This window comes from Streptomyces sp. NPDC048523 (assembly GCF_043199815.1).
Taxonomy (GTDB): domain Bacteria; phylum Actinomycetota; class Actinomycetes; order Streptomycetales; family Streptomycetaceae; genus Streptomyces.
The window spans coordinates 117,420-138,672 of the sequence record NZ_JBICWQ010000006.1 but is presented as its reverse complement, the minus strand read 5'-3'; the positions used below and the strand labels follow the sequence as shown (position 1 = coordinate 138,672).

The 21,253-nt window shown below is 71.5% G+C and carries 15 protein-coding genes; 10 read left to right on the top strand and 5 right to left on the bottom strand.

The features are described 5' to 3' along the window. Positions 1-244: 244 nt before the first annotated feature. On the top strand, positions 245-1,132 hold the full coding sequence (locus ACGFWE_RS29880) for a cellulose-binding protein (RefSeq protein WP_393602929.1): 888 nt from the start codon (positions 245-247) through the stop codon (positions 1,130-1,132). A gap of 359 nt (positions 1,133-1,491) precedes the next feature. On the opposite strand, the gene ACGFWE_RS29875 is transcribed toward ACGFWE_RS29880, so the two are convergent. From ACGFWE_RS29875 to ACGFWE_RS29865, 3 genes are all read right to left on the bottom strand, one after another. Next, entirely contained in the window at positions 1,492-3,099 is a 1,608-nt protein-coding gene (locus tag ACGFWE_RS29875) for a cation acetate symporter (RefSeq protein ID WP_352388290.1), read from the bottom strand. Continuing rightward, entirely contained in the window at positions 3,096-3,503 is a 408-nt protein-coding gene (locus tag ACGFWE_RS29870; protein WP_393602927.1) for a DUF485 domain-containing protein, read from the bottom strand. The genes ACGFWE_RS29875 and ACGFWE_RS29870 overlap by 4 nt, the downstream gene beginning before the upstream one ends. Before the next feature lie 237 nt (positions 3,504-3,740). Next, the gene (locus ACGFWE_RS29865) at positions 3,741-5,249 is read right to left on the bottom strand and encodes an MFS transporter (protein WP_393602925.1); all 1,509 of its coding nucleotides are present in this window, start codon (positions 5,247-5,249) and stop codon (positions 3,741-3,743) included. 423 nt (positions 5,250-5,672) lie between these two features. Between ACGFWE_RS29865 and ACGFWE_RS29860 the strand changes: the two genes are divergently transcribed. The 3 genes from ACGFWE_RS29860 to mfd all read left to right on the top strand — a co-directional run bounded on the left by ACGFWE_RS29860 (position 5,673) and on the right by mfd (position 12,867). Then, positions 5,673-6,461 (top strand): ABC transporter ATP-binding protein, encoded by a 789-nt coding sequence (locus tag ACGFWE_RS29860; RefSeq protein ID WP_352388284.1) that lies wholly within the window; start codon positions 5,673-5,675, stop codon positions 6,459-6,461. After that, complete coding sequence (locus tag ACGFWE_RS29855; protein WP_393602923.1) at positions 6,458-9,037, top strand: ABC transporter permease; 2,580 nt, start codon at positions 6,458-6,460, stop codon at positions 9,035-9,037. The genes ACGFWE_RS29860 and ACGFWE_RS29855 overlap by 4 nt, the downstream gene beginning before the upstream one ends. Positions 9,038-9,336: 299 nt before the next feature. Next, positions 9,337-12,867: a transcription-repair coupling factor gene (mfd, locus tag ACGFWE_RS29850; protein WP_352388280.1), complete on the top strand. Its 3,531-nt coding sequence runs from the start codon at positions 9,337-9,339 to the stop codon at positions 12,865-12,867. A gap of 194 nt (positions 12,868-13,061) precedes the next feature. Here mfd and ACGFWE_RS29845 read toward each other — a convergent pair whose 3' ends face one another. Then, complete coding sequence (locus ACGFWE_RS29845) at positions 13,062-13,268, bottom strand: hypothetical protein (protein ID WP_393602921.1); 207 nt, start codon at positions 13,266-13,268, stop codon at positions 13,062-13,064. 87 nt (positions 13,269-13,355) lie between these two features. On the opposite strand from ACGFWE_RS29845, the gene ACGFWE_RS29840 reads away from it, so the two are divergent. From ACGFWE_RS29840 to ACGFWE_RS29830, 3 genes are all read left to right on the top strand, one after another. Further along, a complete protein-coding gene (locus tag ACGFWE_RS29840) occupies positions 13,356-13,964 on the top strand; it encodes a nucleotidyltransferase family protein (RefSeq protein ID WP_393602919.1) in 609 nt (202 codons plus the stop codon). A 171-nt stretch (positions 13,965-14,135) separates the two neighbouring features. Continuing rightward, positions 14,136-14,858, top strand: a complete 723-nt coding sequence (locus ACGFWE_RS29835) for an HNH endonuclease family protein (RefSeq protein WP_393603461.1) — start codon at positions 14,136-14,138, stop codon at positions 14,856-14,858. Positions 14,859-14,925: 67 nt separating this feature from the next. Continuing rightward, positions 14,926-15,669, top strand: coding sequence for an N-acetyltransferase (locus ACGFWE_RS29830; RefSeq protein WP_393602917.1), 744 nt, complete (start codon positions 14,926-14,928; stop codon positions 15,667-15,669). A 49-nt stretch (positions 15,670-15,718) separates the two neighbouring features. Here the strand turns inward: ACGFWE_RS29830 and ACGFWE_RS29825 are convergent, their stop codons facing one another. After that, positions 15,719-16,513, bottom strand: coding sequence for a hypothetical protein (locus ACGFWE_RS29825; RefSeq protein WP_352388274.1), 795 nt, complete (start codon positions 16,511-16,513; stop codon positions 15,719-15,721). Positions 16,514-16,776: 263 nt separating this feature from the next. Between ACGFWE_RS29825 and ACGFWE_RS29820 the strand changes: the two genes are divergently transcribed. The 3 genes from ACGFWE_RS29820 to ACGFWE_RS29810 all read left to right on the top strand — a co-directional run bounded on the left by ACGFWE_RS29820 (position 16,777) and on the right by ACGFWE_RS29810 (position 21,147). Beyond that, positions 16,777-18,867, top strand: a complete 2,091-nt coding sequence (locus ACGFWE_RS29820; RefSeq protein WP_352388272.1) for an N-6 DNA methylase — start codon at positions 16,777-16,779, stop codon at positions 18,865-18,867. A gap of 94 nt (positions 18,868-18,961) precedes the next feature. Further along, the gene (locus ACGFWE_RS29815; protein WP_393602915.1) at positions 18,962-19,615 is read left to right on the top strand and encodes a hypothetical protein; all 654 of its coding nucleotides are present in this window, start codon (positions 18,962-18,964) and stop codon (positions 19,613-19,615) included. 38 nt (positions 19,616-19,653) lie between these two features. Continuing rightward, positions 19,654-21,147, top strand: coding sequence for a protein kinase (locus ACGFWE_RS29810; RefSeq protein ID WP_393603459.1), 1,494 nt, complete (start codon positions 19,654-19,656; stop codon positions 21,145-21,147). Positions 21,148-21,253 lie beyond the last annotated feature (106 nt).

Sequence of the window (21,253 nt, the reverse complement as noted above, 5' to 3'; positions counted from 1 at the left end):
CGGCCGCCGCTGAGCCACGCGCGTGGAGGGCCGGACCCGGTCGTGTGACCGGGTCCGGCCCTTTTGTGCGCGCATCCGATTTGTGCGCGCATCCGATGACGCGACGACCCCGTGTCGACCTCGTGCCCCTCCGGAGCCTTTCTGCGGAGTGTCGCGTTATGAACATTTCCGTCCGATACATCAAGATGTGCGCGAAATCATCATTTCGCGTCCGTTTGCGTGGTCGGTGGAGAGGGGTTCCAGGATGAGCAGCGCACCGGTGTCGCCCCCGGGGTTCGTGGCCGTACGGGGGCGCGGCTACCGCCCCGAACAGGTGGACGCGTACGCCGCCGCCCTGTCCCGGGACCGCGACGCCGCCTGGGAACGGGCCGCCCGGCTCACCGTGCTCGCCCGGGAGATGGAGGCCGAGGCGGTGCGGATGCGGGAGGTCGTGGCGACGCTGGTCCCGCAGGCGTACGAGGCCCTCGGCGAGGGGGCGCGGCACCTCTTCGAGCTGGGGCAGGAGGAGGCCGCGGCCGTTCGGGAGAGAGGGCGGCAGGAGGCGCAGCGCCTCACGGACGAGGCGCGGGCGCACGCCGACGGTCTACTGGGTGCCGCACAGGCGCACGCCGATGCCGTGCGCGCCGAGGCCGACGAACGCGCTCGTCAGCGGCTGCTCGTCGCGCGCGCCGAGGCCGACGAGATCCGTGTCACCGCCCGGCGTGAGGTGAAACAGGGGCGCGGGGAGGCGCTCGCCGCGTTGCGCGACGTACGCCAGCGCACCATCGCGATGCTCGCCGAGCAGGCCAAGGAGCAGGCGGAGCGGTGGGCCGAGGTGGAGCGGGCCGAGGAGAAACGGATGGCCGAGGCGGACGCGCGGGACTCCGAACGGGTGGCGCGGGCGGAGGCGGCTCTGTCGGACGCGCGGCGGGAGTTCGCGGAGGCGGAGGCATCGCTGGGCCGGCGCGAGGAGGACGCACGCGCGCGTGCGGCGGAGATCCTCGCGGAGGCGCGGGCCCAGGAGGAGCGGATCGCCGACGAGACGGAACGGGTACTGCGGAAGCACGCGGAGCGCTGGGACGAGATGCAGGCACAGATGGACCACGTACGCAGCAGCCTGACGGCCCTCACGGGGAGAGCGGCAACGGAGTAACAGCGTGCGACGCCGGCCCGACCGGACCGGTCAGCCGACAGCGCAGTCCCAACACCGGCCACCCGCACCCACCCAGGACCGACAGCGCAGTCCAGACACCGGCCACCCGCACCCACCCAGCACCGACAGCGCAGCCCCGACGCCAGCCACCCGCACCCACCCAGGGGCGCGGGGAACTGCGCGACCAGCCCCCACCGACCCGCAGCCGGGCCAGCCGAGCCAGTTGGGGCGGCCGGGCCGGGCAGGCCACCCGCCCAGCGGCGCAGACCCGACACCGTTCACCCGCACCCACCCAGGGGCGCGGGGAACTGCGCGCCAAGCCCCCACCGACCCGCACCCGACACTCAACGCCCCCCGACTCACCCCCTCCGCACAGCCCCCGCCAAGATCCACCCCTCCACCGCCTCGTACTGCCGCCGCTGCTCCTCCGCCTTCCGCCGCCCGGAGGCGACCGTCCCCAGCCATCCGAACAAGAACCCCGCCGGAATCGACACCAGCCCCGTCGTCGTGAACGGCAGCCAGTTGAAGTCGGCCTCGGGGAACGCGGACACAGGTGACCCGGAGACGAGATTCGTGCCCGGCATCAGCAGGAGCACCGTCACCGTGCCGCCGATCAGCGTGCACAGCAGCCCCGTTCGCGTGTAGCGCCGCCAGAACAGGCTGTACACGAGCGCCGGCGCCAGCGCGGACGCGCCGACGCAGAAGGACAGGATCACCAGCGGCTGCAGACTGCGGTGCTGGATCAGCGTCGCGAGGAAGATCGTGGGGACACCGACCGCCAGCGCCGACACCCGGGCCAGCAGGATCTCCCGGTGCGCCGGCATCGACCGCGCCCGCGCCGCGAACACGTCGTGCGCCAGGGAGTTGGCGCAGGCGAGGATCATGCCGGCGACGGACGCGAGCAGGGTGAGGAAGAGCGCCGTGGTGACCGTCGTGAAGAGAAACGTCTCTCCGGTCGACACCTCGGGCCCGAACACCGCCCGCGAGCCCAACAGATACGCCGTGTTCCCCTGCGGATCCGCCTCCGCGATCACCGCCCGCCCGATCATCGCCGTCGCCCCGACCCCGACAACCGTGATGACCAGGACGAACACGGCCACCGACGACACCGCCCACGACATCGAACGGCGCACCTGACGGGCGCTGGACGCGGTGTACATGCGCATGGTGACGTGCGGCAGACACGCCCCGCCGATGACGACCGCGAGCTGCGAGGTGATCATGTCGAGGCGCGGATACGGCCCGCCCGCGAACTCCAGCCCCGAGCGCAGGTAGTCCGGCCCCACCCCGCTCTGCCGGGCCGCCGTGTCGAACAGCGCCGCGGGGTTCCAGTCGAACCGGTGCATGACGAGTACGGCGATCACGGCGCCCGAGCCGAGGAGCATGACGATCTTCAGGATCTGGATGAGGGCGGTGCCCTTCATGCCGCCGATGGCCGCGTAGCTGATCATCAGGATGCCGAGGCCGATGATGAAGCCGGTCTTCAGCGAGTCGCCGGAGAACCCGAGGAGGAACGCCAGCAGTTGGCCCGCGCCGGCGAGCTGCACCAGCATCAGCGGCAGCAGTGCGGCGAGGGTGACCACGCACGCGGCGACACGTACCGCACGTCCCGGCATCCGGCGTGCGAGCGCGTCGCCCATGGTGAACCGGCCCGCGTTGCGCAGGGGTTCGGCCAGCAGGAACATCAGCAGCATCAGCGACAGGACCGTGCTCAGCGCGAGGACGATGCCGTCGTAGCCGCAGAGCGCGATGACGCCGCCCGTGCCGAGGACGGTCGCGGCGGAGATGTAGTCGCCCGCGATGGCGAGGCCGTTGCGCAGGGCGGACAGGGAGTTGTAGCCGGTGTAGAACTCGTCGAGGTCGTCGCGGTCCGGGCCGGTCATCACGCACAGCAGGAGGGTGATGGTGGCGACGGCGGAGAACGCCACCAGGCTCATCGCCTGGGCGGAGTCGCTGAAGCCGGTCATCGCGCCGCCGCCCCTCGCCGGGCGTCCACCTCGGACTGCTTGCGGATGCGGTCCGCGAGCGGGTCGACGTAGCGGCGCGCGGTGTGCTCGTAGACGGCGATCGCCAGCCAGGTGACGGGCAGTTGGAGCAGGGCGAGGAGCAGTCCTGTGGGCAGTCCGTCGGTGACGCTGCTCGCCATGAAGGACGGCGCGTACGCGGACAGCACCAGGAAGAGCGTGAAGTAACCGAGCGCGGTGAGCGTGGCGGTGCGCCGCTGCCAGCGGTAGGCGCTGCGCAGGATCCGCAGGTCGCTGTGGTGGCCGAGCGGATCGCGGTGGCTGGGGCGGTGCCGGGCCGGTTGGGGCGGCGGGGCGGGGGGCTGCCAGGGATAGGTGGGGTACGGCTGTGACGGGTCGTAAGACACCCGGTGCTCCTTGCGAGGCTCGGGTCCGGCGCGGCGGACCGCAGGGAGTTGGGGGGTGGACGGGGGAGCGGAGCCCCGCACGTTACTCGGCGGTCCGGAGTTGTACAGCCCTTTCGACAAACTGATCGGTCGGTATGCGCTTACTTCTCTGACCTGCGGTGTTACCCCCGTTAACTCAGACTTTTGGTCTCACCGGAGCGTGCTCGGTCCCTTACACCGGGCGCATGGACGGCTCGCTCACTGCTCCTCGAGCACCGGGAACCGCCGCGGCGCCAGCACCAGCAGCACCGCGAACGCCAGGGCCGCCGCGCATCCCGCGCCCACGTAGACCGCGTGCACCGCGTCCGCGATGGCCGCGCGGGTGGCCTCCGGGGCCGTGCCGGCGTCCAACGCGCGCGTGATGGAGTCGAGGTCGCTCGCGCCGCCCAGGCGACTCGCCAGGACGCCGTTCGCGACCGCGCCGAAGACCGCCGCGCCCACCGTCTGGCCGGTCTGGCGGCAGAAGAGGACGGAGGCCGTCGTCGTGCCGCGTTCCGCCCAGCCGACCGTCGACTGGACCCCGACGATCAGGGGGAGTTGGAACAGGCCCAGCGCACCGCCCAGGAGCAGCATCAGCAGGGTCGGTTGCCAGGCCGCGCCCGGGTAGGGGAGGAAGGGGAAGGCGAACAGGATCAGGGCGGCCGTACCGATGCCCAGCATCGCCGTGTTGCGGAAGCCGATGCGCCGGTAGACGTGCTGGCTCAGGGCCGCCGACACCGGCCAGCTCAACGTCCATACGGACAGCACGAATCCGGCGGCGACCGGGGCGAGGCCGAGCACCGACTGGGCGTACGTCGGCAGGAAGACCGTGGGGGCCACCATGAGGAGTCCCAGGGCGCCCAGGGCCAGGTTCACCGCGGCGATCGTGCGGCGGCGCCAGACCCAGCCGGGGATGATCGGCTCGGCCGCCCGGCGTTCGATCAGGACCACGGCGGCCACCAGGGCGAGTCCCGTGCCGAACAGGCCCAGCGACGGCCACGACAGCCACGGCCAGGCCACCCCGCCCTGCACGAGCGCCGTCAGCAGCACACCGCCGCACGCGAACACCGCGAGCGCGCCCGCCCAGTCGACACGCGTACGCGTGGCCGTCGTTCCGCGCAAGGAGCGCTGCGGCTCGTGCAGGTGACGGGCGACCAGCCACAGCGCGACCGCGCCGATCGGCAGGTTCACCAGGAAGATCCACCGCCAGTCCGCGTACGCCGCGAGCACCCCGCCGATCCCCGGCCCCGCTACCGCCGCCACCGCCCACACCGTGGACAGCTTGGCCTGGATCTTCGGGCGCTGCTCCAGCGGGTAGAGATCGGCGGCGAGCGTCTGGACCGTGCCCTGCAGGGCCCCGCCGCCGAGCCCCTGCACGATCCGGAACGCGATCAGCGCCCCCATGTTCCACGCCACCGCGCACAGCAGCGAGCCGAGCAGGAACAGCGCCGAGCCCGCGATCAGCACCGGCTTGCGCCCGAAGGTGTCGGACAGCTTGCCGTACACCGGCAGCGTCACCGTCACGGCCAGCAGATAGCCGGAGAACAGCCAGGAGAAGACCGAGAAACCGCCCAGGTCGCCGACGATCTGCGGGACCGCCGTGGAGACGATGGTGGCGTCCAGGGCCGCGAGCGCCATCGCGAGCATCAGGGCGGCCACGACGGCCCCGCGCCGGTTCGTGGAGACGTGCCGCGCGGGCTCCCGTATCGCCGGCTTCGTGTCGTCCACGCGGATTCCTTCCCCCTGCATCTATCTGCCGGCGACCACTCTCCCACTTGCCCCTCACGTGGCGGCAGGGTGCAGTCTCGGTGCGGCCGAGGGTGGAGCCGACCCCTAGATCGCGTCCACCTGGCGGTGGACTGCCCCTAGGGGTACCTCCGCACTACGGCTGGGGGAGGGTTCGTACCGCCGGAGGAGGAGAAGGGCCATGGTCCGTCCTTAACCTGGCTTTACGCCGCTGGGGAGCGGTGGGGGAGGGGCGACCGGATCGGCGGGGGTGGGGTTTTCCCCCGTAGAAGAGGGTGCTGAGCACCAGGGCGCCGCACCGCCGCACGGCACCAGACTGAACGCCGTACCCAAGCAGGCACCAGTACGTACCGAACGCCGGGCGGCCCCGGCGGCTCATTTGCTGACCGATATAGGAGACTTACCGTGACATCGGCTGTAACCATCACCAGGCACGGGGGCACTGGAGGGCGTACGGCCGTTGCCGCGCGGGCGCGGCAGGTCGTCAAGGCGTACGGGTCCGGGGAGACCCGGGTCGTCGCCCTGGACCAGGTGGACGTGGACATCGCTCGCGGACAGTTCACCGCGATCATGGGCCCCTCGGGGTCCGGCAAGTCCACCCTCATGCACTGCCTCGCCGGTCTCGACACCGTGACGAGCGGTCAGATCCACCTCGACGACACCGAGATCACCGGTCTGAAGGACAAGAAGCTCACCCAACTGCGCCGGGACCGCGTCGGGTTCATCTTCCAGGCCTTCAACCTGCTGCCGACGCTCAACGCGCTCGAGAACATCACGCTGCCCATGGACATCGCCGGGCGCAAGCCGGACAAGCAGTGGCTCGCGCGGGTCGTCGACACCGTGGGGCTCTCGGACCGGCTCAAGCACCGGCCCACCCAGCTCTCCGGCGGACAGCAGCAGCGCGTCGCCGTGGCCCGCGCCCTGGCCGCGCGTCCCGAGATCATCTTCGGTGACGAGCCGACCGGAAACCTCGACTCGCGCGCGGGCGCCGAGGTACTGGGCTTCCTGCGCCGCTCCGTCGACGAGCTCGGGCAGACCATCGTCATGGTCACGCACGACCCGGTGGCCGCCTCGTACGCGGACCGTGTGCTGTACCTCGCCGACGGCCGGATCGTCGACGAGATGCACAAGCCGACCGCGGAGGCCGTCCTGGACCGCATGAAGGACTTCGACGCCCGGGGGCGCACGTCATGACCGTCATGAAGACCTCCATGCGCAACTTCTTCGCGCACAAGGGACGCATGGCCCTGTCGGCTGTGGCGGTCCTGCTGTCGGTCGCCTTCGTCTGCGGGACGCTGGTGTTCACCGACACGATGAACACCACCTTCGACAAGCTCTTCGCGGCCACCTCCTCGGACGTGACGGTGAGCGCCAAGGGCGCCTCCGACAGCGGCGAGACCACCTCGGACAACGGCAAGCCGCCGGTCATGCCGGCCTCCGTGCTCGGCAAGGTGCGCCAGGCGCAGGGCGTGCAGACGGCGGAGGGGACCGTCTTCTCGACCTCGGTGACCGTCGTGGACGCCGACAAGGACAGCCTCTCGCCGTCCGGCGGCGGCCCGACCATCGTCGGCAACTGGAACCGCAACGACGCCCGCACCATGAAGATCACCTCCGGTGCGGCGCCGAAGAACTCCGGCCAGGTCATGGTCGACAAGGACACCGTCGACAAGCACCACCTGAAGCTCGGTGACGAGATCGGCGTGATCAGCGCGGTCGGCACGCACACCGCGAAGATCTCCGGCGTCGCCGAGTTCGAGGTCACCAACCCCGGTGCGGCGATCTTCTACCTGGACACCAGGACCGCCCAGAAGACGCTCGTCGGTGAGTCGAACGTGTTCACGAACGTCAACGTCACGGCCGCGTCCGGGGTCACCGACGACCAGCTCAAGAAGAACGTCGCCGCCGAACTCGGCGGCTCTTACAAGGTGCAGACGGCCAAGGAGACCGCCGACGCCAACCAGAAGGACGTCGAGGGCTTCATGAACGTCATGAAGTACGCGATGCTCGGCTTCGCCGGGATCGCCTTCCTCGTCGGCATCTTCCTGATCATCAACACCTTCTCGATGCTGGTCGCGCAGCGGACGAGGGAGATCGGGCTGATGCGGGCCGTCGGCTCCTCCCGCGGACAGGTCAACCGGTCCGTGCTGGTCGAGGCGCTCCTCCTGGGCGTGTTCGGATCGGTGCTCGGGGTCGGCGCGGGCGTCGGGCTCGCGGTCGGTCTGATGAAGCTCATGGGCTCCCTGGGCATCCACCTGTCGACCAGCGACCTGACCATCGCCTGGACGACCCCGGTGGTCGGCCTGCTCCTCGGCGTGGTCGTCACCGTCCTCGCCGCCTGGCTGCCGGCCCGCCGCGCCGGCAAGGTCTCCCCGATGGCCGCCCTGCGCGACGCGGGCGCCCCGGCCGACGCCAAGGCGGGCCGCGTACGGGCCCTGCTGGGCACGGTGCTGACCGGCGCCGGTGCGGGCCTGCTCTACCTGGCCGCCACCGCCGACAAGGCCAAGGAGGGCTCCGCCTGGCTGGGCCTCGGCGTGGTGTTCTCCCTGATCGGCTTCGTCGTGATCGGCCCGCTCCTCGCGGGCGTCGTGGTGCGCGTCCTGGGCGCGATCGTCCTCAGGATGTTCGGCCCGATCGGCCGCCTGGCCGAGCGCAACGCCCTGCGCAACTCGCGCCGTACCGGTGCCACGGGCGCCGCCCTGATGATCGGCCTCGCGCTGGTCGCCTGTCTGGCGGTCGTCGGCTCGTCCATGGTCGCCTCGGCGACGGACGAGCTCGACAAGACGGTCGGCACCGACTTCATCATCCAGTCCGACAGCGGGCAGCTGGTCACCCCGGCCGCGGTCAGGGCCGTGAAGGACACCCCGGGCCTGGCGCACGTCACCGAGTACAGGACGACGGAGGCCGACTACACGACCCCCGACGGCAAGACGCTCAAGGACACCGACATCACGGCGGCCGACCCGACGTACGCGACCGACCTGCAGACCAAGACGGTGGCGGGCGAGCTCGCCGACGCCTACAAGCCCGACTCGATGTCCGTGCACGAGAAGTTCGCCAAGGCGCACGGCATCCACCTGGGCTCGAAGATCAAGGTCGCCTTCAAGGACGGCGCGACCGCCGAGCTGACGGTCCGGGCGATCACCAGCAGCGACGTCGTCATCGACGCCGGCTCGAAGTACATCTCGATCGCCACGCTCGCCAAGTACGTGCCGGCCGACAAGATGCCGCTCGACCAGTTGGTCTTCGCCAACGCCGAGGACGGGCAGCAGGACGCCGCGTACAAGTCCCTGAAGTCGGCGCTGCACGAGTACCCGCAGTACACCGTGCGCGACCAGACCGACTACAAGGAGGCGTTCAAGGACCAGATCGGCCAGCTCCTGAACATGATCTACGGCCTGCTGGCCCTCGCGATCATCGTCGCCATCCTGGGTGTCGTGAACACTCTGGCGCTCTCGGTGGTCGAGCGGACCCGGGAGATCGGCCTCATGCGGGCGATCGGCCTCTCGCGGCGCCAGCTGCGGCGGATGATCCGCATGGAGTCGGTGGTGATCGCCCTCTTCGGCGCACTGCTGGGGCTGGGTCTGGGCATGGGCTGGGGCGCCACCGCCCAGAAGCTCCTCGCCCTGGAGGGCCTGAAGGTCCTGGACATCCCCTGGCCGACGATCATCGGGGTCTTCGTCGGCTCGGCCTTCGTGGGCCTGTTCGCCGCCCTCGTCCCGGCGTTCCGGGCGGGCCGGATGAACGTCCTGAACGCGATCGCGACCGAGTAGCCACCCCTGGGGACGGGGGAACACGGGGGAACGCCCGGCGCCGAGAAGTCACGGGGGACTTCTCGGCGCCGGGTTCTTTGCCGTCCCCGGCAAGCAGCTCGCGGGTTCTTCGCCGTCCACCGGGCACCCGGGGGTGAGACGGAGTTGTCCACAGGGCACTCGCCGGCGGGGCAGGGTTGTCCACAGGCTCCGACGGCGGGGCCGGCGCCGTCGTAGGCTGGAGACCCCCCGGCCCTTCGTTGTGTCGGGTCCTTCGCGTTGCCCACCCCCCGAAAACCCCCGGACGAAAGCCGCCCCGAATGAGCCTGCACGGTCTGCTCGACGCCGTCGTCAAGGATCCCGCCCTCGCGGAAGCGATCACGGCGGCCCAGGACGGCAACCGCATGCACGTCGACCTGGTCGGCCCCCCGGCGGCCCGCCCCTTCGCGATCGCCGCACTCGCGCGTGAGGCCGGCCGGCCGGTGCTCGCGGTGACGGCGACGGGCCGTGAGGCGGAGGACCTGGCCGCCGCCCTGCGCTCCCTGCTCCCCTCGGAAGGGGTCGTGGAGTACCCGTCCTGGGAGACCCTCCCGCACGAGCGCCTCAGCCCCCGCTCCGACACCGTCGGCCGCCGTCTGGCCGTTCTGCGGCGCCTGTCCCACCCCCGCCCCGACGACCCCGAGACCGGCCCGGTCTCCGTGGTCGTCGCGCCTGTACGATCCGTGCTCCAGCCGCAGGTCAAGGGCCTCGGCGACCTGGAACCTGTGGCCCTGCGGACCGGCCAGACCGCCGACCTGAACGCGATCGTGGAGGCCCTCGCCGCCGCCGCGTACGCGCGCGTGGAGCTCGTCGAGAAGCGGGGCGAGTTCGCCGTACGAGGCGGCATCCTCGACGTCTTCCCACCCACCGAGGAACACCCCCTGCGCGTGGAGTTCTGGGGCGACGACGTCGAGGAGATCCGCTACTTCAAGGTCGCCGACCAGCGCTCCCTGGAGGTCGCCGATCACGGCCTGTGGGCCCCGCCCTGCCGCGAACTGCTCCTGACGGACGACGTACGCGCACGTGCGCGTGCCCTCGCCGAGGAGCACCCGGAGCTCGGCGACCTGCTCGGCAGGATCGCCGAGGGGATCGCCGTGGAGGGCATGGAGTCCCTGGCTCCGGTCCTCGTCGACGACATGGAACTGCTGATCGACGTCCTGCCCAAGGGCTCCATGGCCGTCGTCTGCGATCCGGAGCGGGTCCGCACGCGTGCGTCCGACCTCGTGGCCACCTCGCAGGAGTTCCTCCAGGCCTCCTGGGCGGCCACCGCGGGCGGCGGCGAGGCGCCCATCGACGTCGGCGCGGCCTCCCTGTGGTCGATCGCCGACGTCCGCGACCGCGCGCGCGAGCTGGACATGATGTGGTGGTCGGTGTCGCCGTTCGCCGCGGATCTCGAACTGGAGGCGGACACCCTCAAGCTCGGCATGCACGCGCCCGAGACCTACCGCGGCGACACCGCCAAGGCGCTCGCCGACACCAAGGGCTGGCTCGCCGACGGCTGGCGCGCGGTCTTCGTGACCGAGGCGCACGGCCCCGCGGCCCGTACCGTCGAGGTGCTCGGCGGCGAGGGCATCGCGGCCCGCCTCGACGCGGAGCTCGAATCCCTGAGCCCGTCCGTCGTGCACGTGGCGTGCGGCTCCATCGAGTACGGCTTCGTCGACCCGGCGCTCAGACTCGCCGTCCTGACGGAGACCGACCTGACCGGGCAGAAGGCGGCCGGCAAGGACGGCGCCCGGATGCCCGCCCGGCGCCGCAAGACGATCGACCCGCTCACCCTGGAGGCGGGCGACTACATCGTCCACGAACAGCACGGCGTGGGCCGCTACATCGAGATGGTCCAGCGGACCGTGCAGGGCGCCACGCGCGAGTACCTCGTCGTCGAGTACGCCCCCGCCAAGCGCGGCCAGCCCGGCGACCGGCTCTACATCCCCACCGACCAGCTGGAGCAGATCACCAAGTACGTCGGCGGCGAGTCCCCCACGCTGCACCGGCTCGGCGGCGCCGACTGGACCAAGACCAAGGCACGCGCGAAGAAGGCCGTCAAGGAGATCGCCGCCGACCTGATCAAGCTGTACAGCGCGCGCATGGCGGCCCCCGGGTACACCTTCGGCCCGGACACCCCGTGGCAGCGCGAGCTGGAGGACGCCTTCCCGTACGTGGAGACGCCCGACCAGCTCACCACCATCGCCGAGGTCAAGGAGGACATGGAGAAGTCGGTCCCCATGGACCGCCTGATCTGCGGCGACGTCGGCTACGGCAAGACGGAGATCGCGGTCAGGGCAGCCTTCAAGGCCGTCCAGGACGGCAAGCAGGTCGCCGTCCTCGTCCCGACGACCCTGCTGGTGCAGCAGCACTTCGGGACGTTCAGCGAGCGGTACTCCCAGTTCCCCGTGGTCGTGAAGGCGCTCAGCCGCTTCCAGACCGACACCGAGGCGAAGGCCACCCTGGAGGGCCTGCGCGAGGGCTCCGTGGACGTCGTCATCGGCACCCACCGGCTGTTCTCCTCGGAGACCAAATTCAAGGATCTCGGCCTGGTCATCGTCGACGAGGAGCAGCGCTTCGGCGTCGAGCACAAGGAGCAGCTGAAGAAGCTCCGCGCCAACGTCGACGTGCTGACCATGTCCGCGACGCCGATCCCCAGGACCTTGGAGATGGCGGTCACCGGCATCCGCGAGATGTCGACGATCACCACGCCCCCGGAGGAGCGCCACCCGGTGCTCACCTTCGTCGGGCCGTACGAGGAGAAGCAGATCGGTGCCGCCATCCGCCGTGAACTGCTGCGCGAGGGCCAGGTCTTCTACATCCACAACCGGGTCGAGTCGATCGACCGGGCGGCCGCGCGGCTGCGCGAGATCGTCCCCGAGGCGCGGATCGCCATCGCCCACGGCCAGATGTCGGAGCAGGCCCTGGAACAGGTCGTCGTCGACTTCTGGGAGAAGAAGTTCGACGTCCTCGTCTCGACCACGATCGTCGAGTCGGGCATCGACATCGCCAACGCGAACACGCTGATCGTGGAGCGCGGCGACAACTTCGGCCTGTCCCAGCTGCACCAGCTGCGCGGCCGGGTGGGCCGTGGCCGCGAGCGCGGTTACGCCTACTTCCTGTACCCGCCGGAGAAGCCGCTGACGGAGACGGCACACGAACGCCTCGCGACGATCGCCCAGCACACCGAGATGGGCGCGGGCATGTACGTCGCGATGAAGGACCTCGAGATCCGCGGCGCGGGCAACCTCCTCGGCGGCGAGCAGTCCGGGCACATCGCGGGCGTCGGCTTCGACCTGTACGTCCGCATGGTCGGCGAGGCCGTCGCGGACTACCGGGCCTCCCTGGAGGGCGGCGTCGAGGAGGAACCGCCGCTGGAGGTCAAGATCGAGCTCCCGGTCGACGCGCACGTCCCGCACGACTACGCGCCGGGCGAGCGGCTGCGCCTGCAGGCCTACCGCGCGATCGCCTCGGTGAACACCGAGGAGGACATCAAGGCCGTACGCGAGGAACTCGTCGACCGGTACGGCAAGTTGCCCGAGCCGGTGGAGAACCTGCTGCTGGTGGCCGGGCTTCGGATGCTCGCCCGCGCGTGTGGCGTCGGCGAGGTCGTCCTCCAGGGCACCAACATCCGCTTCGCACCGGTGGAGCTGCGGGAGTCCCAGGAACTGCGGCTCAAGCGGCTCTACCCGGGCACCGTCATCAAGCCGGCCGCACACCAGGTGCTGGTACCGCGCCCGAAGACCGCGAAGGTCGGCGGAAAGCCGCTGGTCGGGCGGGAGTTGCTGGGGTGGGTGGGGGAATTCCTCACGTCGATCCTGGGGTCTTGACGGGGTGAGTCGGGGGCGGGCGGCGCGGGGGCGTCGGGTGTTCGGGCGTGCCGGTTGCGCGACGCGGCGCCGTCGTCAGGGGTCCTGCCGGTGGGCGTGTGCCGGGTGATGTCTCCGGCCGGCCGGGCTCTTGCAGGGACGGCCGCCCATGGTCGCCTCCCCGGCGCGGGGAGGCCCCGGCCAAGTCCCCTCGCTCAGGGCGCGACCCGGTCGAGTCGCTCGCCGCGATCGGCGCCGCGTCCGTGGAGCGCTTCGAGAGCCGAGGCTGGAGCGCCGGGGAGTGGCAGTCCGCGCGCGGGCGTCCGACGGCCCGTGGTGTGGTCGGCGAGCACGGCGAGGCGGCCAGGGATGCCGGCCGCGGCCTCCGCCACCGCGGCCAAGTCGCCGCTGTTGCTCGGCAACTTCTGGAGCGCAGTGCTCTCCTCCGGACCTCTCCCGCCCGGGACGACCCTCGGCATCGGCAAGTCGGGCCGTGATAGGCAGGACGGATGCTCGGACGACTCCCCCTCGCGGAACAACTGGACGCGTTCCGTTCCACGCTCGGCCGGAACGAGATCCTGACCGAGGTGATGGCCAGGACGGCGACGCTTGACCTGCCGGGCTGGTACGTGACGGCGGGCTGCCTGTTCCAGACGGTGTGGAACGTGGTCACCGGCAGACCCCCGGCCCACGGCATCAGGGACTACGACGTCTTCTACTTCGACGACAGCGACCTCTCCTGGCAGGCCGAGGACGTCGTGGTCAAGGCAGGCCAGGAGGTGTTCGGCGGCCTGCAGGCCGAGGTGGAGATCCGCAACGAGGCCCGGGTGCACCTCTGGTACGAGCGGAAGTTCCAAGTGCCGTGCCCGCCGCACGACTCCACCGAGTCCGCGATCGACCGCTTCGCCGCGACCACGTGCTGTCTGGGCGTGCGGCTGGAGCCCGATGGTGAGTGGCGTGTCTACGCGCCCCACGGACTGTCCGACGTGTTCAACCTTGTGGTCCGGCCCAACCCGGTGCTCGCTCCGAGAGAGGTCTACGAGGCCAAGACCGCGCGCTGGAAGGGGGAATGGCCGGAGCTCACGGTGCTGCCGTGGCCGGCCGGTCCACCGGCATGACCCCTCGGGCACGCGAAACCGCCCGCGGGGCTGTGTCGCCCGTTCGGTCGTTGACGCCCTGGACCTCCTGAATGCCGCGGTGCGCCCGCTGGCTACGGTGTGCGTGACGTCGTTCGAGGGAAGGCGCTTCCTGCGGGGGCGGACCGGGTTGCAAGGGGAGGGGCGCACGTGATGCGTCTGAGGGGCGGGGCTGCGGCCGCCGTCGTGCTGGTGTTCGCCGTGGCCGGGTGCAAGGCGGAGACGACCACAGGATCCGGCGGTCCCGAGGAGACCGGAGGCGCGGGCGGTTCGGGTGCGGCCCTGAGCGCTGCCGAGTCGCTCACCGTGAAGGGGCGCGCCCCCAAGACGGGTTATGAGCGGGAGAAGTTCGGCACCGCGTGGGCGGACACCGACTCGAACGAGTGCGACACCCGCGACGACATACTCAAACGTGACCTGGAGGACGTGAAGTTCACCCGCGGGGACTGCAAGGTCTCCTACGGCGTGCTCGAGTCGGATCCGTACTCGGGCAAGGAGGTGACCTACCGCCGGGGTCGCAGCCAGGTGGACATCGACCACGTGGTCGCGCTCTCCGACGCCTGGCAGAAGGGGGCCAAGTACTGGGACCCCAGCAAGCGGATAGCTCTCGCCAACGACCCGCTCAACCTCCTGGCCGTCGATGCGAGCACCAACCGTTCCAAGGGGGACGGTGACACGGCGACCTGGCTGCCGCCGAACAAGGCGTACCGGTGCACGTATGTGGCCGCCCAGGTCGCGGTGAAGAAGAAGTACGACCTGTGGGTCACGGCCGCCGAGAAGTCCGCGATGGAGAAGGTCCTCTCGGGCTGCCCCGGCCAGAAGCTCCCGGCCGGCGGCAATCCGACGGCGGCGCCGCCGCGGTTCCACGCCGACTGAGGGCCGGGCCGTCGGCGGGAGGGAAATGCGCCTTCCGGCGGGGCGGGGCCGTGCCTACGGTGATCGTATGGAGCTGAAGATTTCGACTCTCGCCGAGCGTCCCGAGATGCGGGAGCGCGTTCTCGGCATGGCCAGCAGCTGGCCCGAGTTCGTCACCGAGGACCTCGTGGGCAACGCCCACTACGCACGGATCTCCGGCGAACTCCCCGAGTACGTGCTGTTCGCCGAGGACGAGCGGGGCGAGGTCGTCGCGCACGGCCACAGCGTGCCCTTCGCCCTCCACACCGAGGGCCGCGGCGAACTGCCCGCCCGCGGCTGGGACGAGGTGCTGGTGTGGGCCTTCAGCGACCTGCGCCGTGGCGTACGGCCCGACACGGTCAGCGCGATCTCGGTCGTCGTCGATCCGCGCGTCCAGGGCCACGGGCTGTCCGCCCGGATGCTCTCGGCGATGCGTGACAACGCCCGCGCCCAGGGCTTCGGCGAGGTCGTCGCCCCCGTCCGCCCCAGCGCCAAGCACCTGGAACCGCACACCCCGATCGAGGAGTACGCCCGTCGCGTACGCCCCGACGGCCTGCCGCACGATCCCTGGCTGCGCGTGCACGTCCGGGCCGGTGCCCAGGTGCACGCCGTGGCGCCGGCCTCCATGACGGTGTCCGGCTCGCTGGAGCAGTGGCGCCGCTGGACCGGACTGCCCTTCGACGCCCAGGGTGACATCGAGGTGCCCGGGGCGCTGGTGCCGGTGCGGTGCGAGCCGGAGCGCGGGTACGCGGTGTATGTCGAGCCCAACGTGTGGATGCGGCACGCCCTTTGAGCGTGCCGCATCCGCGGGGACCGCGCCCAGGCGCACCGGTCCCGGTGGCTCAGCCGCCCAGGGCGTCGAGGTCCAGGATCTCGCCGGCCGGCTTCTGCGCAGGGACCGGTTCGTCGAAGTCGCTGAAGGTGACGGACCCCTGGTCGGCACCGGCCGTGCTGTCCATGCGCAGCAGATACGGCTTGCCCTCGGTGGCGACGTACAGCGTGTAGCGCTCCTTGCCGTCCTTCTCGTGCAGCGTGATCGCCGGTGTCCCGTCGACGGTGGCCGTCTTGCCGCGGGTGGCGTCGGAGTTGCCGTCCTCGGCGCCGTCGAGCACCGTGCCCAGGTCGCAGAAGTCCTCGAACTCCTTGGCGTCCGCGCCCGTCGCCTTCGACTTGGTCCACTTGCCGGCCAGCATGGCCACGGCCGCGTCGGTGTCCGCCTTCGACTCACCCTTGCCCTGCTCGCGCAGAAGCGTCTCGTCGAACTTCATGTACACGGTGTCGCCGGTCTTGATCAGGTCGGCCTTGCCCTTGCCGCCCATGCCGATGGTGCCGGCGCACTCGCCCTTCTTGTTCGCGAGGACGTCGAGGCTGATGGTGCCGCCGCTCTCGTCGTCGGGGATGTCCCCCTTCACTCGCAGCGAAGAGGCGTCGGTCGTGGCCTGCATGGCCCGGTCGGCTATCTCACCGCCGGTCAGCCCGGCGAAGGGCTCCTTCTTCGCGGCCGACTTGCCCGGCGCGGCGGATGCGCTGGACGCGCTCGTCCCGCTGTCGGCCTTGTCCTGGCCCGGCTGGCAGCCGGTGAGTCCTGCGGTGGCCGCGGCGGCGATGCAGAGAGCGGCGAGTGCGGTACGACGCATGGCGATTCCTTGGTGGGGATGCGGTGGTGTGAGGTCATGAGATGCGGGGCGCGCTGTGCGTGGGGTGCGGCCATGGGCGACCACCGTCACGCGGCAGTCGCTCGTTCGCTGGGTCAATAAGACCAGAGGCTGTGAACCGAGTCAACACGATTCACGCGAACCACTGGGTACACGGCGTGAATGGGTGGATCTTGCGTGCATCGGTATGCTCGGCGTCACACGCGGCCGCAGGGCTGGTGCGGTACGACGAGGGGAGCGGGCGGGTGCAGGACAACGCGACTGAGGTGACCGCCGCCGGTATCGCACGGCTGGCCGGTGTGGGCCGCGCGGCCGTCAGCAACTGGCGCCGCCGACACGCCGACTTCCCGAGGCCCGTCGGCGGCACCGAGACCAGCCCCTCCTTCGCGCTAGCCGAGGTCGAGTCCTGGCTGCGCAAGCAGGGAAAACTCGCCGAGGTCCCCCTCCGTGAACGCGTCTGGCAGCAGCTCTCCGGCCACCCCGACGGCCCGGTCACCGCACTGATCCACGCGGGCTGCGTCCTGCTGCTGATCCACGACCGCCCGCCGGTCTGGCTGGAGGTGAGCGCCGGCTCCGACGAGCGCCTGGCGGAGATGCTCCCGGGGGCGCTGCGGGAGGTGTTCACACCACGATTCGGGGCTGAGTCGGCAACGGGCACCGCGTCGGTCAAGAGCAGCTCTTCCGCTGTGAACACCCTGGAGTCGGTTCACCCCGCCGTCCACACCCCCACCGCCCCGGAACTCCTCCCCTCCGCCCCTCTCCTGCGCGGCGTCGCCGAGCTGGCCGCCGAGCTGGGCGCCCGCCAGACCTTCGAGTTCCTGCTCGGCCGGCACCTCGACGCCAACCCGCGCCAGTACACGCTCACCCCCGCCGACCTGGCCGGTCTCATGGCCGACCTCGCCGGCCCCGCCCGCACCGTCCTGGACCCGGCCTGCGGCACCGGCGCCCTCCTGCGGGCCGCCGCCACCCGTCCCGACCAGCAGCTCTACGCACAGGACAGCGCCCCCGAACTCGCCGCGCTCACCACGCTCCGACTCGCCCTGCACACCTGGTCCACCGTGCGCGGCGCCACTGGCGACACCCTGCGCGCCGACGCCCACCCGCACCTGCGCGCCGACGTCGTGCTGTGCCACCCGCCGTTCAACGAGCGCAACTGGGGCCACGACGAACTCGCCTACGACCCCCGCTGGGAGTACGGCTTCCCCGCCCGCACCGAGTCCGAGCTGGCCTGGGTCCAGCACGCGCTCGCCCGCCTCAAGGACGGCGGCGCCGGTGTCCTGCTCATGCCGCCCGCGGCAGCGTCCCGCCGCTCCGGCCGCCGTATCCGCGCCGACCTGCTGCGCCGCGGTGCCCTGCGCGCCGTGATCGCCCTTCCGGTCGGGGCGGCACCGCCGTACAACATCCCCCTGCACCTGTGGGTGCTGCGCCGCCCGGAGAGGGCGCCCGCGCAGCCGGAGGTGCTCCTCGTCGACGTGGGGCAGTTCGCCGGTGAGGGGCGGGGCGGGGCGGACTGGCGGACCGTGCGCGAAGCCGTCCTCGACGCCTGGCAGGCCTTCGGACGACCCGGCCGCTTCACCGAACGGCCCGGTCTGGCACGCGCGCTGCCCGTCATCGACCTCCTCGACGACGACGTGGACCTCGCCCCCGCCCGCCATCTGCCGCCCCCCTCGGCGGCCGACGGCGCCGAACAGCTCACGGCGGTGCGCGAGTTGCTCGGGGAGACCCTGCGCCTGACCGCGGACCTCGCCCCGCCGCGCGCCGACACCGCGCACCCCGCGCGGTGGCCGCTCATCACCATCGGCGAACTCGCGCGCGGGGGCGCCCTGATGCTGCGCACGGGTGGAAGCGGCGGCCACGCACGCGTGCCCGTCCTCACCGACCACGACGTCCTCTCCGGCACCGTCCCCTCCGGGACGCTGCCCGAGAGCGACGAGGAGGCCGTACTGACCGAAGTGGGCGATGTCGTCGTACCGGTGCTCGGCGGGGGCTCGATGGCGCGCGTGATCGACGCGACGACCGGGGGAGCCGCCCTAGGGCGCAACCTCGTGCTGCTGCGCCCCGATCCCGCGGCGCTCGACCCCTGGTTCCTCGCCGGCTTCCTGCGCGGCACCGCCAACAACCGCCAGGCCAGCAGCTACGCCTCCACCGCGACCCGCCTGGACGTGCGCAGGCTCCAGTTGCCCCGCCTCCCGCTCGACGAACAACGGCGCTACGGCGAACGCTTCCGCACGCTCGACGAGTTCGAGCGTGCGCTCCGGCACGCGGGTCGGCTCGGGGAGCAGCTCGTGCGCGGGATGTACGACGGGCTCACCGATGGAACGGTCGCGCCCGACTGATCAGGACGACAACGGTTCGGTACAACCCGTGACCGGTTGTCGGTATCGGCCTATACGCTCGAACCCCACATCGAATCCCGGTTCAGGAGCGTTCATGTACGGCCACGGCGCGGTGCCGCCCGCCCGCAGCTCGGGCACCGTCATCACCTTGCGCGTGCTGCTCGCCGCCGCCGGTTTCCTCTCGTGCGGCCTGCTCGCCTGCGCTCCGCTGCTCCGGGTCGCCTTCCTGCGCGGACGGTCGGTCGACTGGGTGCTGGCATGGGCGAGCCTTCCGCTGTCCATCGCGTGCTTCGCGGTGGTCGGCACCCTGCCGGAGAGCGACGCCCGGACCGACGTCGCCATGGGGCTGGTCATGCTCTTCGGCCTCTTCAGCAGCGTCTACTTCCTGGTGATCGACATCCGGGTGCACCAGCAGAGGCGGTTCGCCGGCTACCCGCCGCCCCAGGGCCCGACCGTCCACAGCGGCTACGGCTATCCGCAGCCGACGCCGCCGTACACCTCCACGCTCCTGCATCAGCCACAGCCTCAGGGGCAGCCGCAACCTCATTCGCAGCCACTGGTTCCTCCGGCCCCTGCCCCTGCCCCTGCCCCTGGCCCCGGCGTCGTCCCGCCCCCGCCGCCGCAGCGCCCGGCGCCCGCCCGCATCGACCAGGTGCGCGCCGAACTCGACGAGCTCAGCGACTATCTGCGCAAGCACGAAGGCAGCCAAGGCGGCAGCCACGACGGCAACCCCGAGGGCGGCAGGTGACCGCGGCGGCAGGACGTGTCGTCGCCGACCGCTACGCACTGTCCACGCTCATCGGGCAGGGCGGCATGGGACAGGTGTGGACGGCCTACGACCAACGGCTGGACCGGCGCGTGGCGGTGAAGCTGCTGCGCCCCGACAAGGTGGCCGGGCAGGAGGCCGACGAGCTGCGCCGCCGGTTCGTGCGGGAGTGCCGGGTGACCGCGCAGGTCGACCACCCCGGGCTCGTCACCGTGCACGACGCGGGCAGCGAGGGCGAGGAGCTGTTCCTCGTCATGCAGTACGTCGACGGCGCGGACCTCTCCGACCATCTCGCCGAGCACGACCCGTACCCCTGGCAGTGGGCGGTCGCGGTCGCCGCGCAACTGTGCGCCGTACTGAGCGCCGTGCACGCCGTGCCGATCGTCCACCGCGACCTCAAGCCGCGCAACGTGATGGTGAAGCAGGACGGCACGGTCACCGTCCTCGACCTCGGCGTCGCCTCCGTCATGGACACCGACACCACCCGCCTCACCCACACCGGCTCACCGATCGGCTCGCCCGCCTACATGGCGCCCGAGCAGGCCATGGGCGGCGCGGTCGGCCCGTACACCGACCTGTACGCACTCGGCGTACTGCTCCACGAACTCCTCAGCGGCGACGTCCCGTTCGCCGGCTCCACCGCGCTCGGCGTACTGCACCGGCACCTGTACGAGCCTCCGCTGCCCGTGCGCCGCACCCGCCCCGAGGTCCCCGAGGCCCTCGAAGCGCTCGTCCTGCGGCTGCTCGCCAAGGACCCGCAGCACCGCCCGGCCTCCGCACAGGACGTCTACGAGGACCTGGCGCTGCTCCTGCCCGCGCGCGGAACGCCCACCGGAGCACCCCTGGACCCCACACGCCCCTTCCTCCGTCCGCACGCCCCCTGGCCGGACCGCGCGCGTACGCCCGCGCACCAGCCCGCTCCCGTCTCACCCGCCCCCGACAAGGCCGAGAAGCCGGACGTCGCGCGCGCGGTCGACGAGGTCAAGCAGCTCCTCGGCGAGGGCCGCATCACCCAGGCCGTCGACATCCTCGGCGCCATCCTGCCCGCGGCCGCCGAACAGCACGGCGCCAACTCCCCGGTCGTACGCACCCTGCGCAAGCAGTACGCCGCCACCCTCATGGACGACGGCCAGTACCGGCGCGCCCTGCCCGAACTGCGCCGCCTCGCCGACGAACGCGCCACCGAGGCCGGCCACGCCGACCCGCAGTCCCTGCGCTTCCGCTACGACGCCGCCCAGTGCCTGGAACAACTCGGCGAACCCGCGGCCGCACTGGCCGAGTACCGGGCCCTGCTGCCGTACTACGAGAACCAGTACGTGGCCGGCGACCCCGAACTCGCCCACGACGTCCGCCGCCGCATCGGCCACCTCCTGCTCGCCGTCGGCGACCGGGCCGCCGCCCACGACACCCTCGTGCGGCTGCTGCACGACGTGGAGCGCGTCCAGGGACCGGGTCACCCGCTCGCGGTGGAGGTCCGCCGGACGCTCCAGTGGCTGGGACAGGTGCGGGGCTAGGGGCTGGGCTAGGGGCGGGTCACAAGGCCCCGCCGCTTGGCTCTACGCTTCGTTTCCACCAAGTACGCATGTACAGCACAATCACGGCACGATCACCGGCACGAGC

Excerpts from the sequence above, each read along its gene's own strand:
- mfd (WP_352388280.1), top strand. The coding sequence starts at position 9,337 with ATGAGCCTGCACGGTCTGCTCGACGCCGTCGTCAAGGATCCCGCCCTC.
- ACGFWE_RS29875 (WP_352388290.1), bottom strand. The coding sequence starts at position 3,099 with ATGACCGGCTTCAGCGACTCCGCCCAGGCGATGAGCCTGGTGGCGTTC.
- ACGFWE_RS29880 (WP_393602929.1), top strand. The coding sequence starts at position 245 with ATGAGCAGCGCACCGGTGTCGCCCCCGGGGTTCGTGGCCGTACGGGGG.
- ACGFWE_RS29825 (WP_352388274.1), bottom strand. The coding sequence starts at position 16,513 with ATGCGTCGTACCGCACTCGCCGCTCTCTGCATCGCCGCCGCGGCCACC.
- ACGFWE_RS29815 (WP_393602915.1), top strand. The coding sequence starts at position 18,962 with ATGTACGGCCACGGCGCGGTGCCGCCCGCCCGCAGCTCGGGCACCGTC.
- ACGFWE_RS29840 (WP_393602919.1), top strand. The coding sequence starts at position 13,356 with ATGCTCGGACGACTCCCCCTCGCGGAACAACTGGACGCGTTCCGTTCC.
- ACGFWE_RS29835 (WP_393603461.1), top strand. The coding sequence starts at position 14,136 with ATGCGTCTGAGGGGCGGGGCTGCGGCCGCCGTCGTGCTGGTGTTCGCC.
- ACGFWE_RS29830 (WP_393602917.1), top strand. The coding sequence starts at position 14,926 with ATGGAGCTGAAGATTTCGACTCTCGCCGAGCGTCCCGAGATGCGGGAG.
- ACGFWE_RS29855 (WP_393602923.1), top strand. The coding sequence starts at position 6,458 with ATGACCGTCATGAAGACCTCCATGCGCAACTTCTTCGCGCACAAGGGA.